Origin of the sequence: Vibrio sp. 10N.222.49.C12, from assembly GCF_041475025.1 — a bacterium.
Classification (GTDB): Bacteria; Pseudomonadota; Gammaproteobacteria; order Enterobacterales; family Vibrionaceae; genus Vibrio; species Vibrio crassostreae_C.
In genome coordinates this window covers 1-14,284 of sequence record NZ_JBFRVF010000110.1, presented here as the reverse complement: position 1 = coordinate 14,284, position 14,284 = coordinate 1, and the positions used below count along the sequence as shown (strand labels likewise).

Genomic DNA, 14,284 nt, shown 5'->3' with positions numbered 1-14,284 from the left:
GGTGTTGTAGCTAAAATCTTCGCTTAATAGCATTTAGATTTTTGCACTCTCTTCATTAGAAGAGCACGCATCTGAAAAGGGGAGCTTCGGCTTCCCTTTTGTTTTCTCAAAAGAAATATTACCTTCCATCTGTCTTCTTCCCTCTCGATACAAAACCAACTTCCAATAAATTGCGATTATTTTTCCAACACTACTTGCATACTAAAGTGTGATCTGTATAATGCATCGCACTGGCTAACGCTGGTTGTGAACCAATGAGCACTGAGGAGTAGGTCTTACCTAGTAATGTATACTCAGCTTATGTTCGCGGTTAATAAAAATAGTAAACTTCTTGTTTACTTCAAAAGTTAACTGACAATGCGTCCTAATTTTGGGTGCTACGGTTTCACATAAATCAATCGGCATTCTCTCGTTTTATCGGGTTTGAGTGGCGATATTGTTTGTGTAATTTTTAATAATTGGAGCTCTGTCTCATGCAGAACCAACGTATTCGTATCCGCCTTAAAGCGTTTGATTACAAGCTAATCGATGCTTCAACTGCGGAAATCGTTGAAACAGCAAAACGTACTGGCGCACAGGTTCGTGGTCCTATTCCACTTCCTACTCGTAAAGAGCGTTTCACTGTTCTTACCTCTCCACACGTCAACAAAGATGCACGTGATCAGTACGAAATCCGTACTCACAAGCGTTTGATCGACATCGTTGAGCCAACAGATAAAACTGTTGATGCTCTAATGCGTCTTGATCTTGCAGCTGGCGTTGATGTTCAAATCAGCCTAGGTTAAGGGAGATAAGAATAATGATTGGTCTAGTCGGACGTAAAGTGGGTATGACCCGCGTATTTACTGAAGAAGGCGTTTCTATCCCAGTAACTGTTGTTGAGGTTGAAGCGAACCGTATTTCTCAAGTTAAAACTCTTGAGACTGATGGCTACGCAGCAATCCAAGTAACTACTGGTGCTAAGAAAGCTAACCGTGTAACTAAACCTGAAGCTGGTCACTTCGCGAAAGCGGGTGTAGAAGCAGGTCGCGGTCTTTGGGAATTCCGTTTAGAAAACGGCGAAGAGTTTGAAGTTGGCGCTGAGCTAAACGTAGAACTTTTCAACGAAATTAAAAAAGTAGACGTTACTGGTACATCTAAAGGTAAAGGCTTCCAAGGCGCTATCAAGCGTTGGAACTTCTCTACTCAAGATATGACTCACGGTAACTCTTTGTCTCACCGCGCACCGGGTTCAATTGGCCAATGTCAAACTCCAGGCCGCGTGTTTAAAGGCAAGAAAATGGCAGGTCACATGGGTGCTGAGCGTGTAACGACTCAAAACCTAGAGATCGTACGTGTTGACGCTGAGCGCAATCTACTCCTTATTAAAGGTGCAGTACCGGGCTCAACAGGCGGAAACGTGATCGTAAAACCTGCTGTTAAAGCATAACGTCTAGGAGTAAGTAATGGAATTGATGGTTAAAGGTGCTGATGCACTAACTGTTTCCGAGACTACTTTCGGACGTGACTTCAACGAAGCTCTTGTACACCAAGTAGTTGTTGCATATGCAGCAGGTGCTCGTCAAGGTACTCGTGCTCAAAAGACTCGTTCTGAAGTATCTGGCGGTGGCGCTAAGCCATGGCGTCAAAAAGGTACTGGCCGCGCACGTGCTGGTACAATTCGTAGCCCAATCTGGCGTACAGGTGGTGTTACTTTTGCTGCGAAACCACAAGATCACAGCCAAAAAGTAAACAAAAAAATGTACCGCGGTGCTATGAAGAGCATTCTTTCTGAGCTAGTTCGTCAAGAGCGTTTAATCGTTGTTGATAACTTCTCTGTAGAAGCACCAAAAACAAAAGAACTTGTAGCTAAGCTTAAAGAGCTTGAGCTAAGCGACGTTCTGATTGTGACTGGCGAAGTAGATGAAAATCTATTCTTAGCTGCTCGTAACCTATACAAAGTAGATGCACGTGATGTTGCTGGTGTTGATCCAGTATCACTAATCGCTTTCGACAAGGTTCTAATGACTGCTGACGCAGTTAAGCAAGTTGAGGAGATGCTAGCATGATCACTGAAGAGCGTATCTTAAAAGTTCTACGTGCTCCGCACATCTCTGAAAAAGCAACTATGGCAGCTGAGAAAGCGAACACTATCGTTTTCAAAGTAGCTAAAGATGCAACTAAGAAAGAGATCAAAGCAGCTGTAGAAAAGCTATTTGAAGTTGAAGTTAAGTCTGTAAATACTCTTGTATTAAAGGGTAAGACCAAACGTCAAGGTATGCGTGAAGGCCGTCGTTCAGACGTTAAGAAAGCCTACGTTACTTTGAAAGAAGGTCAAGATCTTGACTTCGTTGGCGGCGCGGAATAACAGGAGTAGTAAAAATGGCTATTGTTAAATGTAAGCCGACTTCCCCTGGTCGTCGTCACGTCGTTAAAGTTGTTAACGCTGACCTACACAAGGGTAAGCCATACGCACCACTTCTAGAGAAAAACTCTAAGAACGGTGGTCGTAACAACAACGGTCGTATTACAGTACGTCACATCGGTGGTGGTCATAAGCACCATTACCGTGTAATTGACTTCAAACGTACTAAAGATGGCATCCCAGCGAAAGTTGAGCGTCTAGAATACGATCCAAACCGTAGTGCTAACATCGCTCTAGTTCTGTACGCAGACGGTGAGCGTCGTTACATCATTGCACCTAAAGGTGTTAACGCAGGCGACCAGATTCAATCTGGCGTAGATGCTGCAATCAAAGCAGGTAACACTCTGCCGATGCGCAACATCCCAGTAGGTTCTACTGTACACTGTGTTGAACTTAAGCCTGGTAAAGGTGCTCAACTAGCTCGTTCGGCTGGTGCTTATGCTCAAATCATCGCTCGCGATGGTGCATACGTAACTATCCGTCTACGTTCTGGTGAGATGCGCAAAGTTCTTTCTGAAGGTCGTGCAACGATCGGTGAAGTTGGTAACTCTGAGCATATGCTACGTGAACTTGGTAAAGCTGGTGCTTCACGCTGGCGCGGCGTACGTCCAACCGTACGTGGTGTAGTAATGAACCCGGTGGATCACCCACATGGTGGTGGTGAAGGCCGCACATCTGGTGGTCGTCACCCAGTTTCTCCTTGGGGCGTTCCTACTAAGGGCTTCAAGACTCGTAAGAACAAGCGCACTGACAAGTACATCGTACGTCGTCGCACTAAATAATTTATAAAGAGGAATCGCCATGCCACGTTCTCTCAAGAAAGGTCCTTTTATTGACCTACACTTGCTGAAGAAGGTAGAGAAAGCGGTGGAAAGCGGAGACAAAAAGCCTATTAAGACTTGGTCCCGTCGCTCAATGATCATCCCAACAATGATTGGTTTGACCATCGCTGTCCATAATGGTCGTCAGCACGTTCCAGTTTTCGTTACCGAAGAAATGATCGGTCACAAACTGGGCGAATTTGCACCAACTCGTACTTATCGCGGTCATGCTGCAGATAAGAAAGCTAAGAAGAAATAAGGAGTAGATGATGGAAGCTTTAGCTAAACATAACTTTGCTCGTATTTCTCCACAGAAAGCTCGCTTAGTTGCAGACCAAATTCGCGGTAAGTCGGTAGACCAAGCTCTAGAAATTCTAACTTTCAGCAACAAAAAAGCTGCTGTATTAGTTAAGAAGGTTCTTGAGTCAGCTATCGCTAACGCGGAACATAACGAAGGTGCAGATATCGACGATCTAAATGTCGCTAAAATCTTCGTAGATGAGGGCCCTATCATGAAGCGTATTATGCCTCGTGCTAAAGGTCGTGCGGATCGTATCTTGAAGCGTTCAAGCCACATCACTATTGTTGTAGCAGATCGCTAAAGACTAGGAGAGTAAGCAATGGGTCAGAAAGTACATCCTAATGGTATTCGTCTTGGCATCGTTAAGCCTTGGAATGCTACATGGTTTGCTAATACCAACGAATTCGCTGACAACCTAGACGGCGACTTCAAGGTACGTCAGTTCCTTACAAAGGAACTACAAAAAGCATCATTATCTCGTATCGTTATCGAGCGTCCAGCTAAGAGCATCCGTGTGACTATTCACACTGCTCGTCCTGGCGTTGTTATCGGTAAGAAAGGTGAAGACGTAGAGAAGCTACGCGCAGCTGTAGCTAAAATCGCAGGTGTACCAGCGCAAATTAACATCGCTGAAGTACGTAAGCCTGAGCTAGATGGTCAGCTTGTAGCTGATAGCATCGCGTCTCAACTAGAGCGTCGTGTTATGTTCCGTCGTGCAATGAAGCGTGCGGTACAAAATGCTATGCGTCTAGGCGCTAAAGGCATCAAAGTACAAGTAGGCGGCCGTCTTGGCGGTGCTGAAATCGCACGTTCTGAGTGGTACCGTGAAGGCCGTGTGCCTCTACACACTCTACGTGCAGACATTGATTACGCAACTTCTTCGGCTCACACTCAATACGGTGTGATCGGCATTAAAGTTTGGATCTTCAAAGGTGAGATTCTAGGCGGTATGCCAGCTGCTAACGCAGTAGAGCCAAAAGGCGATAAGCCTAAGAAGCAGCGTAAAGGCCGTAAGTAAGGAGTCGAACGATGCTACAACCAAAACGTACTAAGTTCCGCAAGGTTATGACTGGTCGTAACCGTGGTCTAGCTAAAGGTACTGAAGTAAGCTTCGGCGAATTCGGTCTTAAAGCTGTTGGCCGTGGTCGTCTGACTGCACGTCAAATCGAAGCGGCACGTCGTGCTATGACACGTCACATTAAGCGTCAAGGTCAAATCTGGATTCGTGTATTCCCAGACAAGCCAATTACTGAAAAGCCTCTTGAAGTTCGTCAAGGTAAAGGTAAAGGTTCAGTTGCGTACTGGGTTGCTCAAATCCAACCAGGCAAAGTTATGTACGAGATGAATGGCGTACCTGAAGAGTTGGCACGTGAAGCGTTCCGCCTAGCGGCACGTAAACTGCCTGTTAAAACTACTTTTGTAACTAAGCAGGTGATGTGATGAAAGCACAAGATCTACGCGAAAAGAACGTTGAAGAGCTTAACGCTGAGCTATTGAATTTGCTACGTGAACAGTTCAACTTGCGCATGCAAGCTGCAACTGGTCAACTTCAGCAAACTCATACTCTAAAAGCTGTACGCCGTGACATCGCACGTGTGAAAACTGTTTTGACTGAAAAGGCAGGCGCATAATGAGCGAAACTAACCGCATCCAGCAAGGCCGTGTAGTAAGCGACAAGATGGACAAGTCTATCGTTGTTGCTATTGAACGCACTGTAAAACACCCAATTTACGGTAAGTTCATCAAACGCACGACTAAAGTACACGCACACGACGAAGACAACACTTGTGGCCTAGGCGACAAAGTTGAAATCGCTGAGTGTCGTCCTCTGTCTAAGACTAAGTCTTGGACATTGGTTAAAGTTCTAGAAAAAGCGAAGATTTAATCTTTGTAATTCTATAACTTATAAGCGGCTCCAAATTATTTTTTGGAGCCGCTTGTTTTTTGTCTACCCAATTTAAAAAAAGGGTGGTACAATTCGCGTCCCTTTTAAAGAGGCAGCCCGACCCGAGAGGGTCTAGTTTTAATATTTAGCGGAGCACTAACAATGATCCAGATGCAAAGTACACTTGACGCAGCAGATAACTCTGGCGCGCGCAAGGTAATGTGTATTAAGGTTCTGGGTGGCTCTCACCGCCGTTATGCACATATCGGTGACGTCATCAAGGTTACAGTGAAGGAAGCGATTCCTCGCGGTAAAGTAAAGAAAGGTGATGTTCTGAAGGCGGTAGTAGTGCGCACCCGTAAAGGCGTTCGTCGCCCAGACGGTTCTGTCATTCGCTTCGACAGTAATGCTTGTGTATTGTTAAATGACACTACTGAGCAACCAGTCGGCACACGTATCTTTGGTCCTGTGACTCGTGAACTTCGTAACGCGAAATTCATGAAGATTGTATCACTAGCACCTGAAGTTCTGTAAGGAGCGGCAATATGGCAGCTAAAATCCGTCGTAATGACGAAGTAATCATTCTTGCTGGTAAAGATAAAGGCAAGAAAGGTAAAGTAACTAAGGTTCTGACAACTGGTAAAGTTATCGTTGAAGGCATCAACCTTGTTAAGAAACACCAAAAGCCGGTTCCGGCTCTAGGTCAACAAGGTGGCATCGTTGAACAAGAAGCAGCTATTGATGCTTCTAACGTTGCTGTTTTTAACGCGGCTACTGGTAAAGCAGACCGTATCGGTTTCCGTATCGAAGATGGCAAGAAAGTTCGTTTCTTCAAATCTAACGGCGAAACTGTTTCTAACTAATTAGAAGTAATTTGGAGTTCTACTATGGCGAAACTGCATGATTACTACAAGTCGTCTGTAGTCGCTGAGCTTACCAAAGAGTTCAGCTACACAAGCGTCATGCAAGTCCCTAGGATTGAGAAAATCACCCTAAATATGGGCGTTGGTGAAGCAATCAACGATAAGAAACTGCTAGAAAACGCAGCAGCTGATATGGCAACGATCTCTGGTCAAAAGCCACTTATCACTAAAGCGCGTAAATCTGTAGCTGGTTTCAAAATTCGTGAAGGCTACCCAATTGGTTGTAAAGTAACCTTGCGTGGTGAGCGCATGTGGGAATTTTTAGAGCGTTTAATCTCTATCGCACTTCCACGTGTACGTGATTTCCGTGGTGTTAGCGCTAAGTCTTTTGACGGTCGCGGTAACTACAGCATGGGCGTTCGCGAGCAAATCATCTTTCCGGAAATCGACTACGATAAAGTCGATCGTGTCCGCGGTCTTGATATCACTATCACGACTTCTGCGGGTTCCGATGAGGAAGGCCGAGCTCTGCTGGCTGCCTTTAACTTCCCATTCCGTAAGTAAGGGTAGGGTTACTGTTATGGCTAAACAATCAATGAAAGCACGTGAAGCTAAACGTGCAAAACTAGTAGCTAAGTTCGCTGAAAAGCGTTCTGCGCTAAAAGTTATCATTAGCGATGTAAACGCATCTGAAGAAGATCGTTGGAATGCGGTTCTTAAACTGCAATCTCTTCCACGTGATTCAAGTGCATCACGTCAGCGCAACCGTTGCAACCAAACTGGTCGTCCACACGGTTACCTACGTAAATTCGGTCTAAGCCGCATTAAGGTTCGTGAAGCTTGCATGAAAGGCGAGATTCCGGGTCTTCGTAAGGCTAGCTGGTAATTGCCACTTAATCATTTGGAGTAAATCTTATGAGCATGCAAGATCCGATTTCGGATATGCTGACCCGAGTTCGTAACGGTCAGGCAGCAAACAAAGTTGCTGTAAAAATGCCTTCTTCAAAGCTTAAAGTTGCAATTGCTGCATTACTTAAAGCTGAAGGTTACATCGTAGACTTCGCTGTTAACAGCGAAGCAAAACCTGAGCTAGAAGTTACTCTTAAGTACTTCCAAGCTAAACCTGTAATCGAGCAAATCAAGCGTGTATCACGTCCTGGTCTAAGAGTTTATAAAAATAAAGACTCTTTACCTACAGTGATGGGTGGTCTTGGTATTGCAGTTGTTTCTACTTCCAAGGGTCTGATGTCTGACCGTGCTGCTCGTAAAGCAGGTCTTGGCGGTGAAATCATCTGTTACGTAGCTTAAGGAGTAGATTATGTCTCGTGTTGCTAAAGCACCTGTCGCTATTCCAGCTGGCGTAGAGGTGAAACTAAACGGCCAAGAAGTTACTGTAAAAGGTAGCAAAGGTGAGCTTACTCGCGTTCTTAACAGCGCCGTAGTTATTGCACAGGAAGAAACCAACCTAACTTTCGGTCCGAAAGAAGGTGTTACTAACGCATGGGCACAAGCTGGTACAGCTCGCGCTCTAGTTAATAACATGGTTGTGGGTGTTACTGAGGGCTTCACTAAGAAGCTAACTCTTAAGGGTGTTGGTTACCGTGCTGCTATGAAAGGCAACTCTGTAGCTCTAACTCTTGGTTTTTCTCACCCAGTAGAGCACGCTCTACCTGAAGGTATTAAAGCTGAGTGCCCTAGCCAAACTGAGATCATCATTACTGGTTGCGATAAGCAAGTAGTAGGTCAAGTTGCGGCTGACATTCGTTCTTACCGTGCTCCTGAGCCTTACAAAGGCAAAGGTGTTCGTTACGCAGATGAAAATGTGCGTACTAAAGAAGCTAAGAAGAAGTAAGGTATCACTATGGATAAGAAAGCATCTCGCATCCGTCGTGCTACACGTGCACGTCGTAAGATTGCAGAACTTGGTGCAACTCGCCTGGTAGTACACCGTACTCCTCGCCATGTTTACGCACAAGTTATCGCGGCAAACGGCTCTGAGGTTATCGCAGCTGCTTCTACTGTAGAAAAAGCGATCCGTGAGCAAGTTAAGAACACTGGTAACGTTGATGCAGCTAAAGCAGTTGGTAAAGCTGTTGCTGAGCGCGCTCTTGAAAAAGGCGTAGCTTCAGTTGCATTTGATCGTTCTGGTTTCCAATACCACGGTCGAGTAGCGGCGCTAGCAGAATCTGCTCGCGAAGCTGGTCTGAAATTCTAAGGTAGGGTTGGAAGATGGCTAAAGAACAACAACAAGCTAATGATTTGCAAGAAAAGCTGATCGCAGTTAACCGTGTATCTAAGACGGTTAAAGGTGGTCGAATCATGAGCTTTACTGCACTAACAGTAGTTGGTGACGGTAACGGTCGCGTAGGTTTCGGTTACGGCAAAGCTCGTGAAGTACCTGCTGCGATTCAAAAAGCAATGGAAAAAGCGCGCCGTAACATGGTTACAGTATCGCTTAACGAAGGCACTCTTCACCACCCGGTGAAAGGTCGTCATTCGGGCTCTAAAGTTTACATGCAGCCAGCTGCAGAAGGTACAGGTGTTATTGCCGGCGGTGCAATGCGTGCTGTACTTGAAGTTGCGGGCGTACATAACGTACTTTCTAAAGCATACGGTTCAACGAACCCGATCAACATCGTTCGTGCAACGATTGGTGCTCTAGTAGACGTTAAGTCACCAGAAATGGTTGCTGCTAAACGTGGTCTAACTGTTGAATCTATTTCGGAGTAAGCACACGATGGCAACTATTAAAGTAACTCAAACTAAAAGCTCAATTGGTCGCCTACCTAAGCACAAAGCGTGTCTTAAAGGTCTAGGTCTTCGTCGCATCAACCATACAGTAGAACTTGAAGATACACCGTGCGTACGCGGTATGATCAACAAGGTTTACTACATGGTTAAGATTGAGGAGTAATCAGAATGCGTTTGAATACTCTATCACCGGCTGCTGGCTCTAAACCTTCTAAGAAGCGTGTAGGTCGTGGTATCGGTTCTGGCCTTGGTAAAACAGGTGGCCGCGGTCACAAAGGTCAAAAGTCACGTTCTGGCGGCTCTGTTCGTCCAGGTTTTGAAGGCGGTCAAATGCCTCTAAAACAACGTCTACCTAAATTCGGTTTCACTTCTCGTAAGAGCCTAGTGTCTGCTGAAGTTCGTCTAGCTGAGCTAGCGAAAGTAACAGGTGACGTAGTTGATCTTAACAGCCTTAAAGCTGCTAACGTTATCACTAAGAACATCGAGTTTGTTAAGATCGTTCTTTCTGGTGACCTAAGCAAAGCTGTGACTGTTAAAGGTCTACGCGTGACTAAAGGCGCTAAAGCTGCAATCGAAGCTGCAGGCGGTAAAATCGAGGAATAATCTCGAGGAACGAGGTACAGATGGCTAAGAAACCAGGACAAGATTTTCGTAGTGCTCAGAGCGGCTTAAGTGAACTAAAGTCGCGCTTATTATTCGTAATTGGTGCACTTTTAGTATTCCGAGCCGGCTCTTTTGTGCCGATCCCTGGTATTGACGCAGCTGTACTTGCCGATTTGTTCGATCAGCAAAAAGGTACCATCGTAGAAATGTTTAACATGTTCTCCGGTGGTGCTCTTGAGCGTGCATCTATATTAGCATTGGGTATCATGCCGTACATTTCGGCATCGATCGTAGTCCAATTGCTAACTGTAGTTCATCCAGCGTTAGCGGAACTCAAGAAAGAGGGTGAAGCAGGCCGTCGTAAGATAAGCCAATATACACGCTACGGCACGCTTGTACTTGCAACATTCCAAGCTATTGGTATCGCAACAGGCTTACCAAACATGGTCGACAATCTGGTTGTTATCAACCAAACCATGTTTACGCTTATTGCTACCGTGAGTTTAGTAACTGGTACCATGTTCTTAATGTGGTTAGGTGAACAAATCACTGAGCGAGGAATCGGTAATGGTATTTCCATTCTGATTTTTGCAGGTATTGTTGCTGGATTGCCTTCTGCAATCGGTCAAACAATCGAGCAAGCGCGTCAAGGTGAATTGCATGTGCTTCTTCTGCTGTTGATTGCTGTATTGTCTTTTGCTGTTATTTACTTCGTAGTTTTCATGGAACGTGGTCAACGTCGTATCGTCGTTAACTATGCGAAACGTCAACAAGGTCGTAAAGTTTTTGCAGCACAAAGCTCTCACTTGCCTCTTAAGATTAATATGGCAGGTGTTATTCCAGCGATTTTCGCATCAAGTATTATTTTGTTCCCAGGAACATTAGCGCAGTGGTTTGGTCAAAATGGTGAAAGCAGCGCGTTCGGTTGGTTAACTGACGTGTCATTAGCTCTTAGCCCAGGTCAACCTTTGTATGTAATGCTTTATGCAGCAGCTATAATCTTCTTCTGTTTCTTCTATACAGCGTTGGTGTTTAACCCACGTGAAACAGCTGATAACTTGAAGAAGTCTGGTGCATTCGTACCCGGTATCCGCCCAGGTGAGCAGACAGCGAAATATATCGATAAAGTGATGACTAGACTAACCCTTGCGGGCGCTCTATACATTACTTTTATATGTCTGATTCCTGAGTTCATGATGGTCGCGTGGAACGTTCGTTTCTACTTTGGCGGCACATCACTACTAATCGTAGTGGTAGTTATCATGGATTTCATGGCACAGGTACAGACTCATCTGATGTCACAACAGTATGATTCTGTGTTAAAGAAAGCGAATCTGAAGGGTTACGGCCGTTAATTCGGTGGTAACAATTTCGATTCCATTTACGGAGTTTAGCAATGAAAGTTCGTGCTTCCGTTAAAAAAATCTGCCGTAACTGTAAAGTTATCAAGCGTAACGGTGTCGTTCGCGTGATTTGCAGTGAGCCAAAGCATAAGCAACGCCAAGGCTAATTAGCAGAAATTTTTACTTGAAATACAAGGTAGAGTCGAGTATATTCCTCGGCCTACCTTTTGCGTGCAAAAGAAGTAGTATGCCGCAGCGTATCCATAACGGGCTTTGCTGCGGATAATTCTTTTATGAACCCCTTAGGAGTGAATAATGGCCCGTATAGCCGGCATTAACATTCCTGATCATAAGCATTCTGTAATTGCACTTACTGCAATCTACGGTATCGGTAAAACTCGCTCTCAAGCTATTCTAGCTGAAGTGGGTATTGCTGAAGATGCTAAGATCAGTGAACTAACTGAAGAGCAGATCGATCAACTGCGTGATGGTGTAGCTAAGTACACTGTAGAAGGTGATCTACGTCGTGAAGTATCGATGAACATCAAGCGTCTTATGGACCTTGGCTGTTACCGCGGTCTTCGTCATCGTCGCAGTCTACCACTACGTGGACAGCGTACTAAAACCAACGCTCGCACCCGTAAGGGTCCGCGCAAGCCGATCAAGAAATAGTCGGATAAGGTAGAGTACAATGGCAAAACAACCAACTCGCGCGCGTAAGCGCGTACGCAAGCAAGTAGCTGATGGCGTAGCGCACATTCATGCTTCTTTCAACAACACAATCGTAACTATCACTGACCGTCAAGGCAACGCTCTTGCATGGGCTACAGCAGGTGGTTCAGGTTTCCGTGGTTCTCGTAAATCTACTCCGTTCGCAGCACAAGTTGCAGCTGAGCGTTGTGGTGAAATGGCTAAAGAATATGGCCTAAAGAACTTGGAAGTTATGGTTAAGGGTCCAGGTCCAGGTCGCGAATCTACTGTTCGTGCACTGAACGCTGCTGGTTTCCGTATCACTAACATTGTTGATGCGACACCAATCCCTCATAACGGTTGTCGTCCACCTAAGAAACGTCGCGTTTAAGTTTCGTTTCTAGGAATATTGGAGAAAGATCATGGCAAGATATTTGGGTCCTAAGCTTAAGCTTAGCCGTCGCGAAGGTACTGACTTATTCCTTAAGTCTGGTGTCCGTGCGATCGATACCAAGTGTAAAATTGATAACGCACCAGGTGTACACGGCGCTCGTCGCGGTCGTCTATCTGAGTATGGCGTTCAGCTTCGTGAGAAGCAAAAAGTTCGTCGTATCTACGGCGTTCTAGAAAAACAATTCCGCAACTACTACAAAGAAGCTGCACGTCTTAAAGGCAACACAGGTGCAAACCTGCTTCAGCTTCTTGAAGGTCGTCTTGATAACGTAGTTTACCGTATGGGCTTTGGCGCTACTCGTGCTGAATCTCGTCAACTAGTTAGCCACAAGTCTATTCTAGTTAACGGTAAAGTTGTAAACGTTCCTTCTTTCAAAGTAGCGGCAAACGACGTTGTTTCTATCCGCGAGAAAGCTAAACAGCAATCTCGTATTAAAGCGGCTCTAGAAGTTGCTGAACAACGTGAAAAGCCAACTTGGATTGAAGTAGATGCTGGCAAAATGGAAGGTACATTCAAGCGTATGCCTGAGCGTTCTGACCTATCAGCTGACATCAATGAACACTTGATCGTCGAACTTTACTCTAAGTAAGGTTAAAAAAAGAGAGGACACAATGCAGGGTTCTGTAACAGAATTTCTTAAGCCGCGTCTTGTTGACATTGAACAGATCAATACGACACACGCGAAAGTAACTCTTGAGCCATTAGAGCGCGGTTTCGGCCACACTCTAGGTAATGCTCTTCGCCGCATTCTTCTATCTTCTATGCCGGGTTGTGCCGTAACAGAAGTTGAAATTGAAGGTGTGCTACACGAATACAGCACTAAAGAAGGCGTTCAGGAAGATATCCTGGAAATCCTTCTAAATCTTAAAGGTTTGGCTGTACGCGTTGCTGAAGGCAAAGATGAAGTGTTTATTACACTGAACAAATCAGGCTCAGGCCCTGTTGTTGCAGGTGACATCACCCACGATGGTGATGTAGAGATCGCTAACCCTGAGCACGTAATTTGTCACCTAACGGATGACAACGCTGAGATCGCTATGCGTATCAAAGTAGAACGTGGTCGTGGTTACGTTCCAGCTTCAGCTCGTATCCATACTGAAGAAGATGAGCGTCCTATCGGTCGTCTACTAGTTGACGCTACTTACAGCCCGGTTGATAAAATCGCTTACGCTGTAGAAGCGGCACGTGTAGAACAACGTACTGATTTAGACAAGCTTGTTATCGATATGGAAACGAACGGTACTCTAGAACCTGAGGAAGCAATCCGTCGTGCAGCTACTATTTTAGCTGAACAATTGGATGCGTTCGTAGATCTTCGTGATGTACGTGTACCTGAGGAGAAGGAAGAGAAGCCAGAATTCGATCCTATCCTACTACGTCCTGTAGACGATCTTGAACTAACAGTTCGCTCTGCTAACTGTTTGAAAGCAGAAGCGATTCACTACATCGGTGATCTTGTACAGCGCACTGAGGTTGAGCTACTTAAAACGCCAAACCTTGGTAAGAAATCTCTTACAGAGATTAAAGATGTGCTTGCTTCACGTGGTCTTTCTCTAGGCATGCGTCTAGAAAACTGGCCACCAGCGTCAATCGCTGAAGATTAATCGAAAAGTTAGAAGGATTAGGTCATGCGCCATCGTAAAAGTGGTCGTCAACTCAACCGCAACAGCAGTCATCGCAAAGCGATGTTCAGCAACATGGCTAGCTCTCTTGTTCGTCACGAAGTTATTAAAACTACCGTGCCTAAAGCAAAAGAACTACGTCGCGTAATTGAGCCATTGATTACCCTAGCTAAGACAGACAGTGTTGCTAACCGTCGTCTTGCATTTGCTCGCACTCGTGATAACGAAGTTGTGGCAAAACTATTTAATGAACTAGGCCCGCGTTTCGCGGCTCGCCAAGGTGGTTACACTCGCATTCTTAAATGTGGTTTCCGTACTGGTGATAAAGCTCCAATGGCTTACATTGAGCTTGTAGACCGCCCAGCTGCTGAAGAAGCTGCTGAGTAATCTATACTAGATTCTTAATACAAAAGCCGAGCATTAGCTCGGCTTTTTTGTGTCTGTGGAACAAGGAAAAGATAATAGAAATTGCACCATGATGTTTGGCACTTTTTGCTTGTCTTATCTGCTCCAATTTTCAAAAATGTCTCGTATCTCGTATCTCGTA

Annotated in this window: 28 protein-coding genes; all 28 read left to right on the top strand. The window is 45.2% G+C overall.

What is annotated here, in order from left to right:
* Positions 1 to 473 precede the first annotated feature (473 nt).
* The 28 genes from rpsJ to rplQ all read left to right on the top strand — a co-directional run bounded on the left by rpsJ (position 474) and on the right by rplQ (position 14,124).
* The gene (gene rpsJ, locus AB4583_RS20905; RefSeq protein WP_004736761.1) at positions 474 to 785 is read left to right on the top strand and encodes a 30S ribosomal protein S10; all 312 of its coding nucleotides are present in this window, start codon (positions 474 to 476) and stop codon (positions 783 to 785) included.
* 14 nt (positions 786 to 799) lie between these two features.
* Entirely contained in the window at positions 800 to 1,429 is a 630-nt protein-coding gene (rplC, locus tag AB4583_RS20900) for a 50S ribosomal protein L3 (protein ID WP_004736763.1), read from the top strand.
* Between the two features lie 16 nt (positions 1,430 to 1,445).
* Entirely contained in the window at positions 1,446 to 2,048 is a 603-nt protein-coding gene (gene rplD / locus AB4583_RS20895; RefSeq protein ID WP_004738803.1) for a 50S ribosomal protein L4, read from the top strand.
* The gene (gene rplW / locus AB4583_RS20890; RefSeq protein ID WP_004736765.1) at positions 2,045 to 2,347 is read left to right on the top strand and encodes a 50S ribosomal protein L23; all 303 of its coding nucleotides are present in this window, start codon (positions 2,045 to 2,047) and stop codon (positions 2,345 to 2,347) included. Before rplD ends, rplW begins: the two co-directional genes overlap by 4 nt.
* 14 nt (positions 2,348 to 2,361) lie before the next feature.
* A complete protein-coding gene (gene rplB, locus AB4583_RS20885) occupies positions 2,362 to 3,186 on the top strand; it encodes a 50S ribosomal protein L2 (protein WP_010435149.1) in 825 nt (274 codons plus the stop codon).
* Positions 3,187 to 3,205: 19 nt separating this feature from the next.
* Complete coding sequence (rpsS, locus tag AB4583_RS20880) at positions 3,206 to 3,484, top strand: 30S ribosomal protein S19 (RefSeq protein WP_004736729.1); 279 nt, start codon at positions 3,206 to 3,208, stop codon at positions 3,482 to 3,484.
* Between the two features lie 10 nt (positions 3,485 to 3,494).
* Positions 3,495 to 3,827 (top strand): 50S ribosomal protein L22, encoded by a 333-nt coding sequence (rplV, locus tag AB4583_RS20875; RefSeq protein WP_004736732.1) that lies wholly within the window; start codon positions 3,495 to 3,497, stop codon positions 3,825 to 3,827.
* A gap of 18 nt (positions 3,828 to 3,845) precedes the next feature.
* Entirely contained in the window at positions 3,846 to 4,544 is a 699-nt protein-coding gene (gene rpsC, locus AB4583_RS20870; protein WP_004736734.1) for a 30S ribosomal protein S3, read from the top strand.
* Positions 4,545 to 4,555: 11 nt separating this feature from the next.
* On the top strand, positions 4,556 to 4,966 hold the full coding sequence (gene rplP / locus AB4583_RS20865) for a 50S ribosomal protein L16 (RefSeq protein WP_004736736.1): 411 nt from the start codon (positions 4,556 to 4,558) through the stop codon (positions 4,964 to 4,966).
* A complete protein-coding gene (gene rpmC, locus AB4583_RS20860; RefSeq protein WP_004736737.1) occupies positions 4,966 to 5,157 on the top strand; it encodes a 50S ribosomal protein L29 in 192 nt (63 codons plus the stop codon). Before rplP ends, rpmC begins: the two co-directional genes overlap by 1 nt.
* Complete coding sequence (rpsQ, locus tag AB4583_RS20855) at positions 5,157 to 5,411, top strand: 30S ribosomal protein S17 (protein ID WP_004736739.1); 255 nt, start codon at positions 5,157 to 5,159, stop codon at positions 5,409 to 5,411. The genes rpmC and rpsQ overlap by 1 nt, the downstream gene beginning before the upstream one ends.
* A gap of 162 nt (positions 5,412 to 5,573) precedes the next feature.
* Positions 5,574 to 5,945, top strand: coding sequence for a 50S ribosomal protein L14 (rplN, locus tag AB4583_RS20850; RefSeq protein ID WP_004736740.1), 372 nt, complete (start codon positions 5,574 to 5,576; stop codon positions 5,943 to 5,945).
* An 11-nt stretch (positions 5,946 to 5,956) separates the two neighbouring features.
* Positions 5,957 to 6,274 carry a 50S ribosomal protein L24 gene (gene rplX, locus AB4583_RS20845; RefSeq protein WP_004738792.1) on the top strand — a complete coding sequence of 106 codons (318 nt, stop codon included), beginning with the start codon at positions 5,957 to 5,959 and terminating at the stop codon, positions 6,272 to 6,274.
* A 24-nt stretch (positions 6,275 to 6,298) separates the two neighbouring features.
* The gene (rplE, locus tag AB4583_RS20840) at positions 6,299 to 6,838 is read left to right on the top strand and encodes a 50S ribosomal protein L5 (RefSeq protein WP_004738790.1); all 540 of its coding nucleotides are present in this window, start codon (positions 6,299 to 6,301) and stop codon (positions 6,836 to 6,838) included.
* A gap of 16 nt (positions 6,839 to 6,854) precedes the next feature.
* A complete protein-coding gene (rpsN, locus tag AB4583_RS20835) occupies positions 6,855 to 7,160 on the top strand; it encodes a 30S ribosomal protein S14 (RefSeq protein WP_004738789.1) in 306 nt (101 codons plus the stop codon).
* A 29-nt stretch (positions 7,161 to 7,189) separates the two neighbouring features.
* Positions 7,190 to 7,582 (top strand): 30S ribosomal protein S8, encoded by a 393-nt coding sequence (gene rpsH / locus AB4583_RS20830; protein WP_017061309.1) that lies wholly within the window; start codon positions 7,190 to 7,192, stop codon positions 7,580 to 7,582.
* 10 nt (positions 7,583 to 7,592) lie between these two features.
* On the top strand, positions 7,593 to 8,126 hold the full coding sequence (rplF, locus tag AB4583_RS20825; protein WP_017063712.1) for a 50S ribosomal protein L6: 534 nt from the start codon (positions 7,593 to 7,595) through the stop codon (positions 8,124 to 8,126).
* A gap of 9 nt (positions 8,127 to 8,135) precedes the next feature.
* Positions 8,136 to 8,489 carry a 50S ribosomal protein L18 gene (rplR, locus tag AB4583_RS20820; RefSeq protein ID WP_004738784.1) on the top strand — a complete coding sequence of 118 codons (354 nt, stop codon included), beginning with the start codon at positions 8,136 to 8,138 and terminating at the stop codon, positions 8,487 to 8,489.
* A gap of 14 nt (positions 8,490 to 8,503) precedes the next feature.
* Entirely contained in the window at positions 8,504 to 9,004 is a 501-nt protein-coding gene (gene rpsE, locus AB4583_RS20815) for a 30S ribosomal protein S5 (protein WP_017061307.1), read from the top strand.
* Positions 9,005 to 9,011: 7 nt separating this feature from the next.
* Positions 9,012 to 9,188: a 50S ribosomal protein L30 gene (gene rpmD / locus AB4583_RS20810; protein WP_004736756.1), complete on the top strand. Its 177-nt coding sequence runs from the start codon at positions 9,012 to 9,014 to the stop codon at positions 9,186 to 9,188.
* 5 nt (positions 9,189 to 9,193) lie between these two features.
* Positions 9,194 to 9,628, top strand: a complete 435-nt coding sequence (gene rplO / locus AB4583_RS20805) for a 50S ribosomal protein L15 (protein ID WP_004736758.1) — start codon at positions 9,194 to 9,196, stop codon at positions 9,626 to 9,628.
* A 20-nt stretch (positions 9,629 to 9,648) separates the two neighbouring features.
* Entirely contained in the window at positions 9,649 to 10,983 is a 1,335-nt protein-coding gene (secY, locus tag AB4583_RS20800; protein ID WP_004738781.1) for a preprotein translocase subunit SecY, read from the top strand.
* A 41-nt stretch (positions 10,984 to 11,024) separates the two neighbouring features.
* Positions 11,025 to 11,138 carry a 50S ribosomal protein L36 gene (rpmJ, locus tag AB4583_RS20795; protein ID WP_000868186.1) on the top strand — a complete coding sequence of 38 codons (114 nt, stop codon included), beginning with the start codon at positions 11,025 to 11,027 and terminating at the stop codon, positions 11,136 to 11,138.
* A gap of 148 nt (positions 11,139 to 11,286) precedes the next feature.
* Positions 11,287 to 11,643, top strand: a complete 357-nt coding sequence (gene rpsM / locus AB4583_RS20790) for a 30S ribosomal protein S13 (RefSeq protein ID WP_004738779.1) — start codon at positions 11,287 to 11,289, stop codon at positions 11,641 to 11,643.
* A gap of 19 nt (positions 11,644 to 11,662) precedes the next feature.
* Positions 11,663 to 12,052 carry a 30S ribosomal protein S11 gene (gene rpsK / locus AB4583_RS20785; RefSeq protein ID WP_004738778.1) on the top strand — a complete coding sequence of 130 codons (390 nt, stop codon included), beginning with the start codon at positions 11,663 to 11,665 and terminating at the stop codon, positions 12,050 to 12,052.
* Between the two features lie 31 nt (positions 12,053 to 12,083).
* Positions 12,084 to 12,704, top strand: coding sequence for a 30S ribosomal protein S4 (gene rpsD / locus AB4583_RS20780; RefSeq protein WP_004738777.1), 621 nt, complete (start codon positions 12,084 to 12,086; stop codon positions 12,702 to 12,704).
* 22 nt (positions 12,705 to 12,726) lie between these two features.
* Positions 12,727 to 13,719, top strand: coding sequence for a DNA-directed RNA polymerase subunit alpha (locus tag AB4583_RS20775; RefSeq protein ID WP_004729813.1), 993 nt, complete (start codon positions 12,727 to 12,729; stop codon positions 13,717 to 13,719).
* 24 nt (positions 13,720 to 13,743) lie between these two features.
* The gene (gene rplQ, locus AB4583_RS20770; protein WP_004729812.1) at positions 13,744 to 14,124 is read left to right on the top strand and encodes a 50S ribosomal protein L17; all 381 of its coding nucleotides are present in this window, start codon (positions 13,744 to 13,746) and stop codon (positions 14,122 to 14,124) included.
* The last annotated feature ends 160 nt before the right edge of the window (positions 14,125 to 14,284 follow it).

Coding starts and splice junctions, on each gene's coding strand:
- secY (WP_004738781.1), top strand. CDS start 9,649: ATGGCTAAGAAACCAGGACAAGATTTTCGTAGTGCTCAGAGCGGCTTA.
- rplB (WP_010435149.1), top strand. CDS start 2,362: ATGGCTATTGTTAAATGTAAGCCGACTTCCCCTGGTCGTCGTCACGTC.
- rpsJ (WP_004736761.1), top strand. CDS start 474: ATGCAGAACCAACGTATTCGTATCCGCCTTAAAGCGTTTGATTACAAG.
- rplW (WP_004736765.1), top strand. CDS start 2,045: ATGATCACTGAAGAGCGTATCTTAAAAGTTCTACGTGCTCCGCACATC.
- rpsH (WP_017061309.1), top strand. CDS start 7,190: ATGAGCATGCAAGATCCGATTTCGGATATGCTGACCCGAGTTCGTAAC.
- rpsE (WP_017061307.1), top strand. CDS start 8,504: ATGGCTAAAGAACAACAACAAGCTAATGATTTGCAAGAAAAGCTGATC.
- rplC (WP_004736763.1), top strand. CDS start 800: ATGATTGGTCTAGTCGGACGTAAAGTGGGTATGACCCGCGTATTTACT.
- rplD (WP_004738803.1), top strand. CDS start 1,446: ATGGAATTGATGGTTAAAGGTGCTGATGCACTAACTGTTTCCGAGACT.
- rpsD (WP_004738777.1), top strand. CDS start 12,084: ATGGCAAGATATTTGGGTCCTAAGCTTAAGCTTAGCCGTCGCGAAGGT.
- rpsK (WP_004738778.1), top strand. CDS start 11,663: ATGGCAAAACAACCAACTCGCGCGCGTAAGCGCGTACGCAAGCAAGTA.
- rpsS (WP_004736729.1), top strand. CDS start 3,206: ATGCCACGTTCTCTCAAGAAAGGTCCTTTTATTGACCTACACTTGCTG.
- rplQ (WP_004729812.1), top strand. CDS start 13,744: ATGCGCCATCGTAAAAGTGGTCGTCAACTCAACCGCAACAGCAGTCAT.
- rpsQ (WP_004736739.1), top strand. CDS start 5,157: ATGAGCGAAACTAACCGCATCCAGCAAGGCCGTGTAGTAAGCGACAAG.
- rplV (WP_004736732.1), top strand. CDS start 3,495: ATGGAAGCTTTAGCTAAACATAACTTTGCTCGTATTTCTCCACAGAAA.
- AB4583_RS20775 (WP_004729813.1), top strand. CDS start 12,727: ATGCAGGGTTCTGTAACAGAATTTCTTAAGCCGCGTCTTGTTGACATT.
- rplX (WP_004738792.1), top strand. CDS start 5,957: ATGGCAGCTAAAATCCGTCGTAATGACGAAGTAATCATTCTTGCTGGT.
- rplP (WP_004736736.1), top strand. CDS start 4,556: ATGCTACAACCAAAACGTACTAAGTTCCGCAAGGTTATGACTGGTCGT.
- rpmC (WP_004736737.1), top strand. CDS start 4,966: ATGAAAGCACAAGATCTACGCGAAAAGAACGTTGAAGAGCTTAACGCT.
- rplO (WP_004736758.1), top strand. CDS start 9,194: ATGCGTTTGAATACTCTATCACCGGCTGCTGGCTCTAAACCTTCTAAG.
- rpmJ (WP_000868186.1), top strand. CDS start 11,025: ATGAAAGTTCGTGCTTCCGTTAAAAAAATCTGCCGTAACTGTAAAGTT.
- rplN (WP_004736740.1), top strand. CDS start 5,574: ATGATCCAGATGCAAAGTACACTTGACGCAGCAGATAACTCTGGCGCG.
- rpsN (WP_004738789.1), top strand. CDS start 6,855: ATGGCTAAACAATCAATGAAAGCACGTGAAGCTAAACGTGCAAAACTA.
- rpsC (WP_004736734.1), top strand. CDS start 3,846: ATGGGTCAGAAAGTACATCCTAATGGTATTCGTCTTGGCATCGTTAAG.
- rpsM (WP_004738779.1), top strand. CDS start 11,287: ATGGCCCGTATAGCCGGCATTAACATTCCTGATCATAAGCATTCTGTA.
- rplF (WP_017063712.1), top strand. CDS start 7,593: ATGTCTCGTGTTGCTAAAGCACCTGTCGCTATTCCAGCTGGCGTAGAG.
- rpmD (WP_004736756.1), top strand. CDS start 9,012: ATGGCAACTATTAAAGTAACTCAAACTAAAAGCTCAATTGGTCGCCTA.
- rplR (WP_004738784.1), top strand. CDS start 8,136: ATGGATAAGAAAGCATCTCGCATCCGTCGTGCTACACGTGCACGTCGT.
- rplE (WP_004738790.1), top strand. CDS start 6,299: ATGGCGAAACTGCATGATTACTACAAGTCGTCTGTAGTCGCTGAGCTT.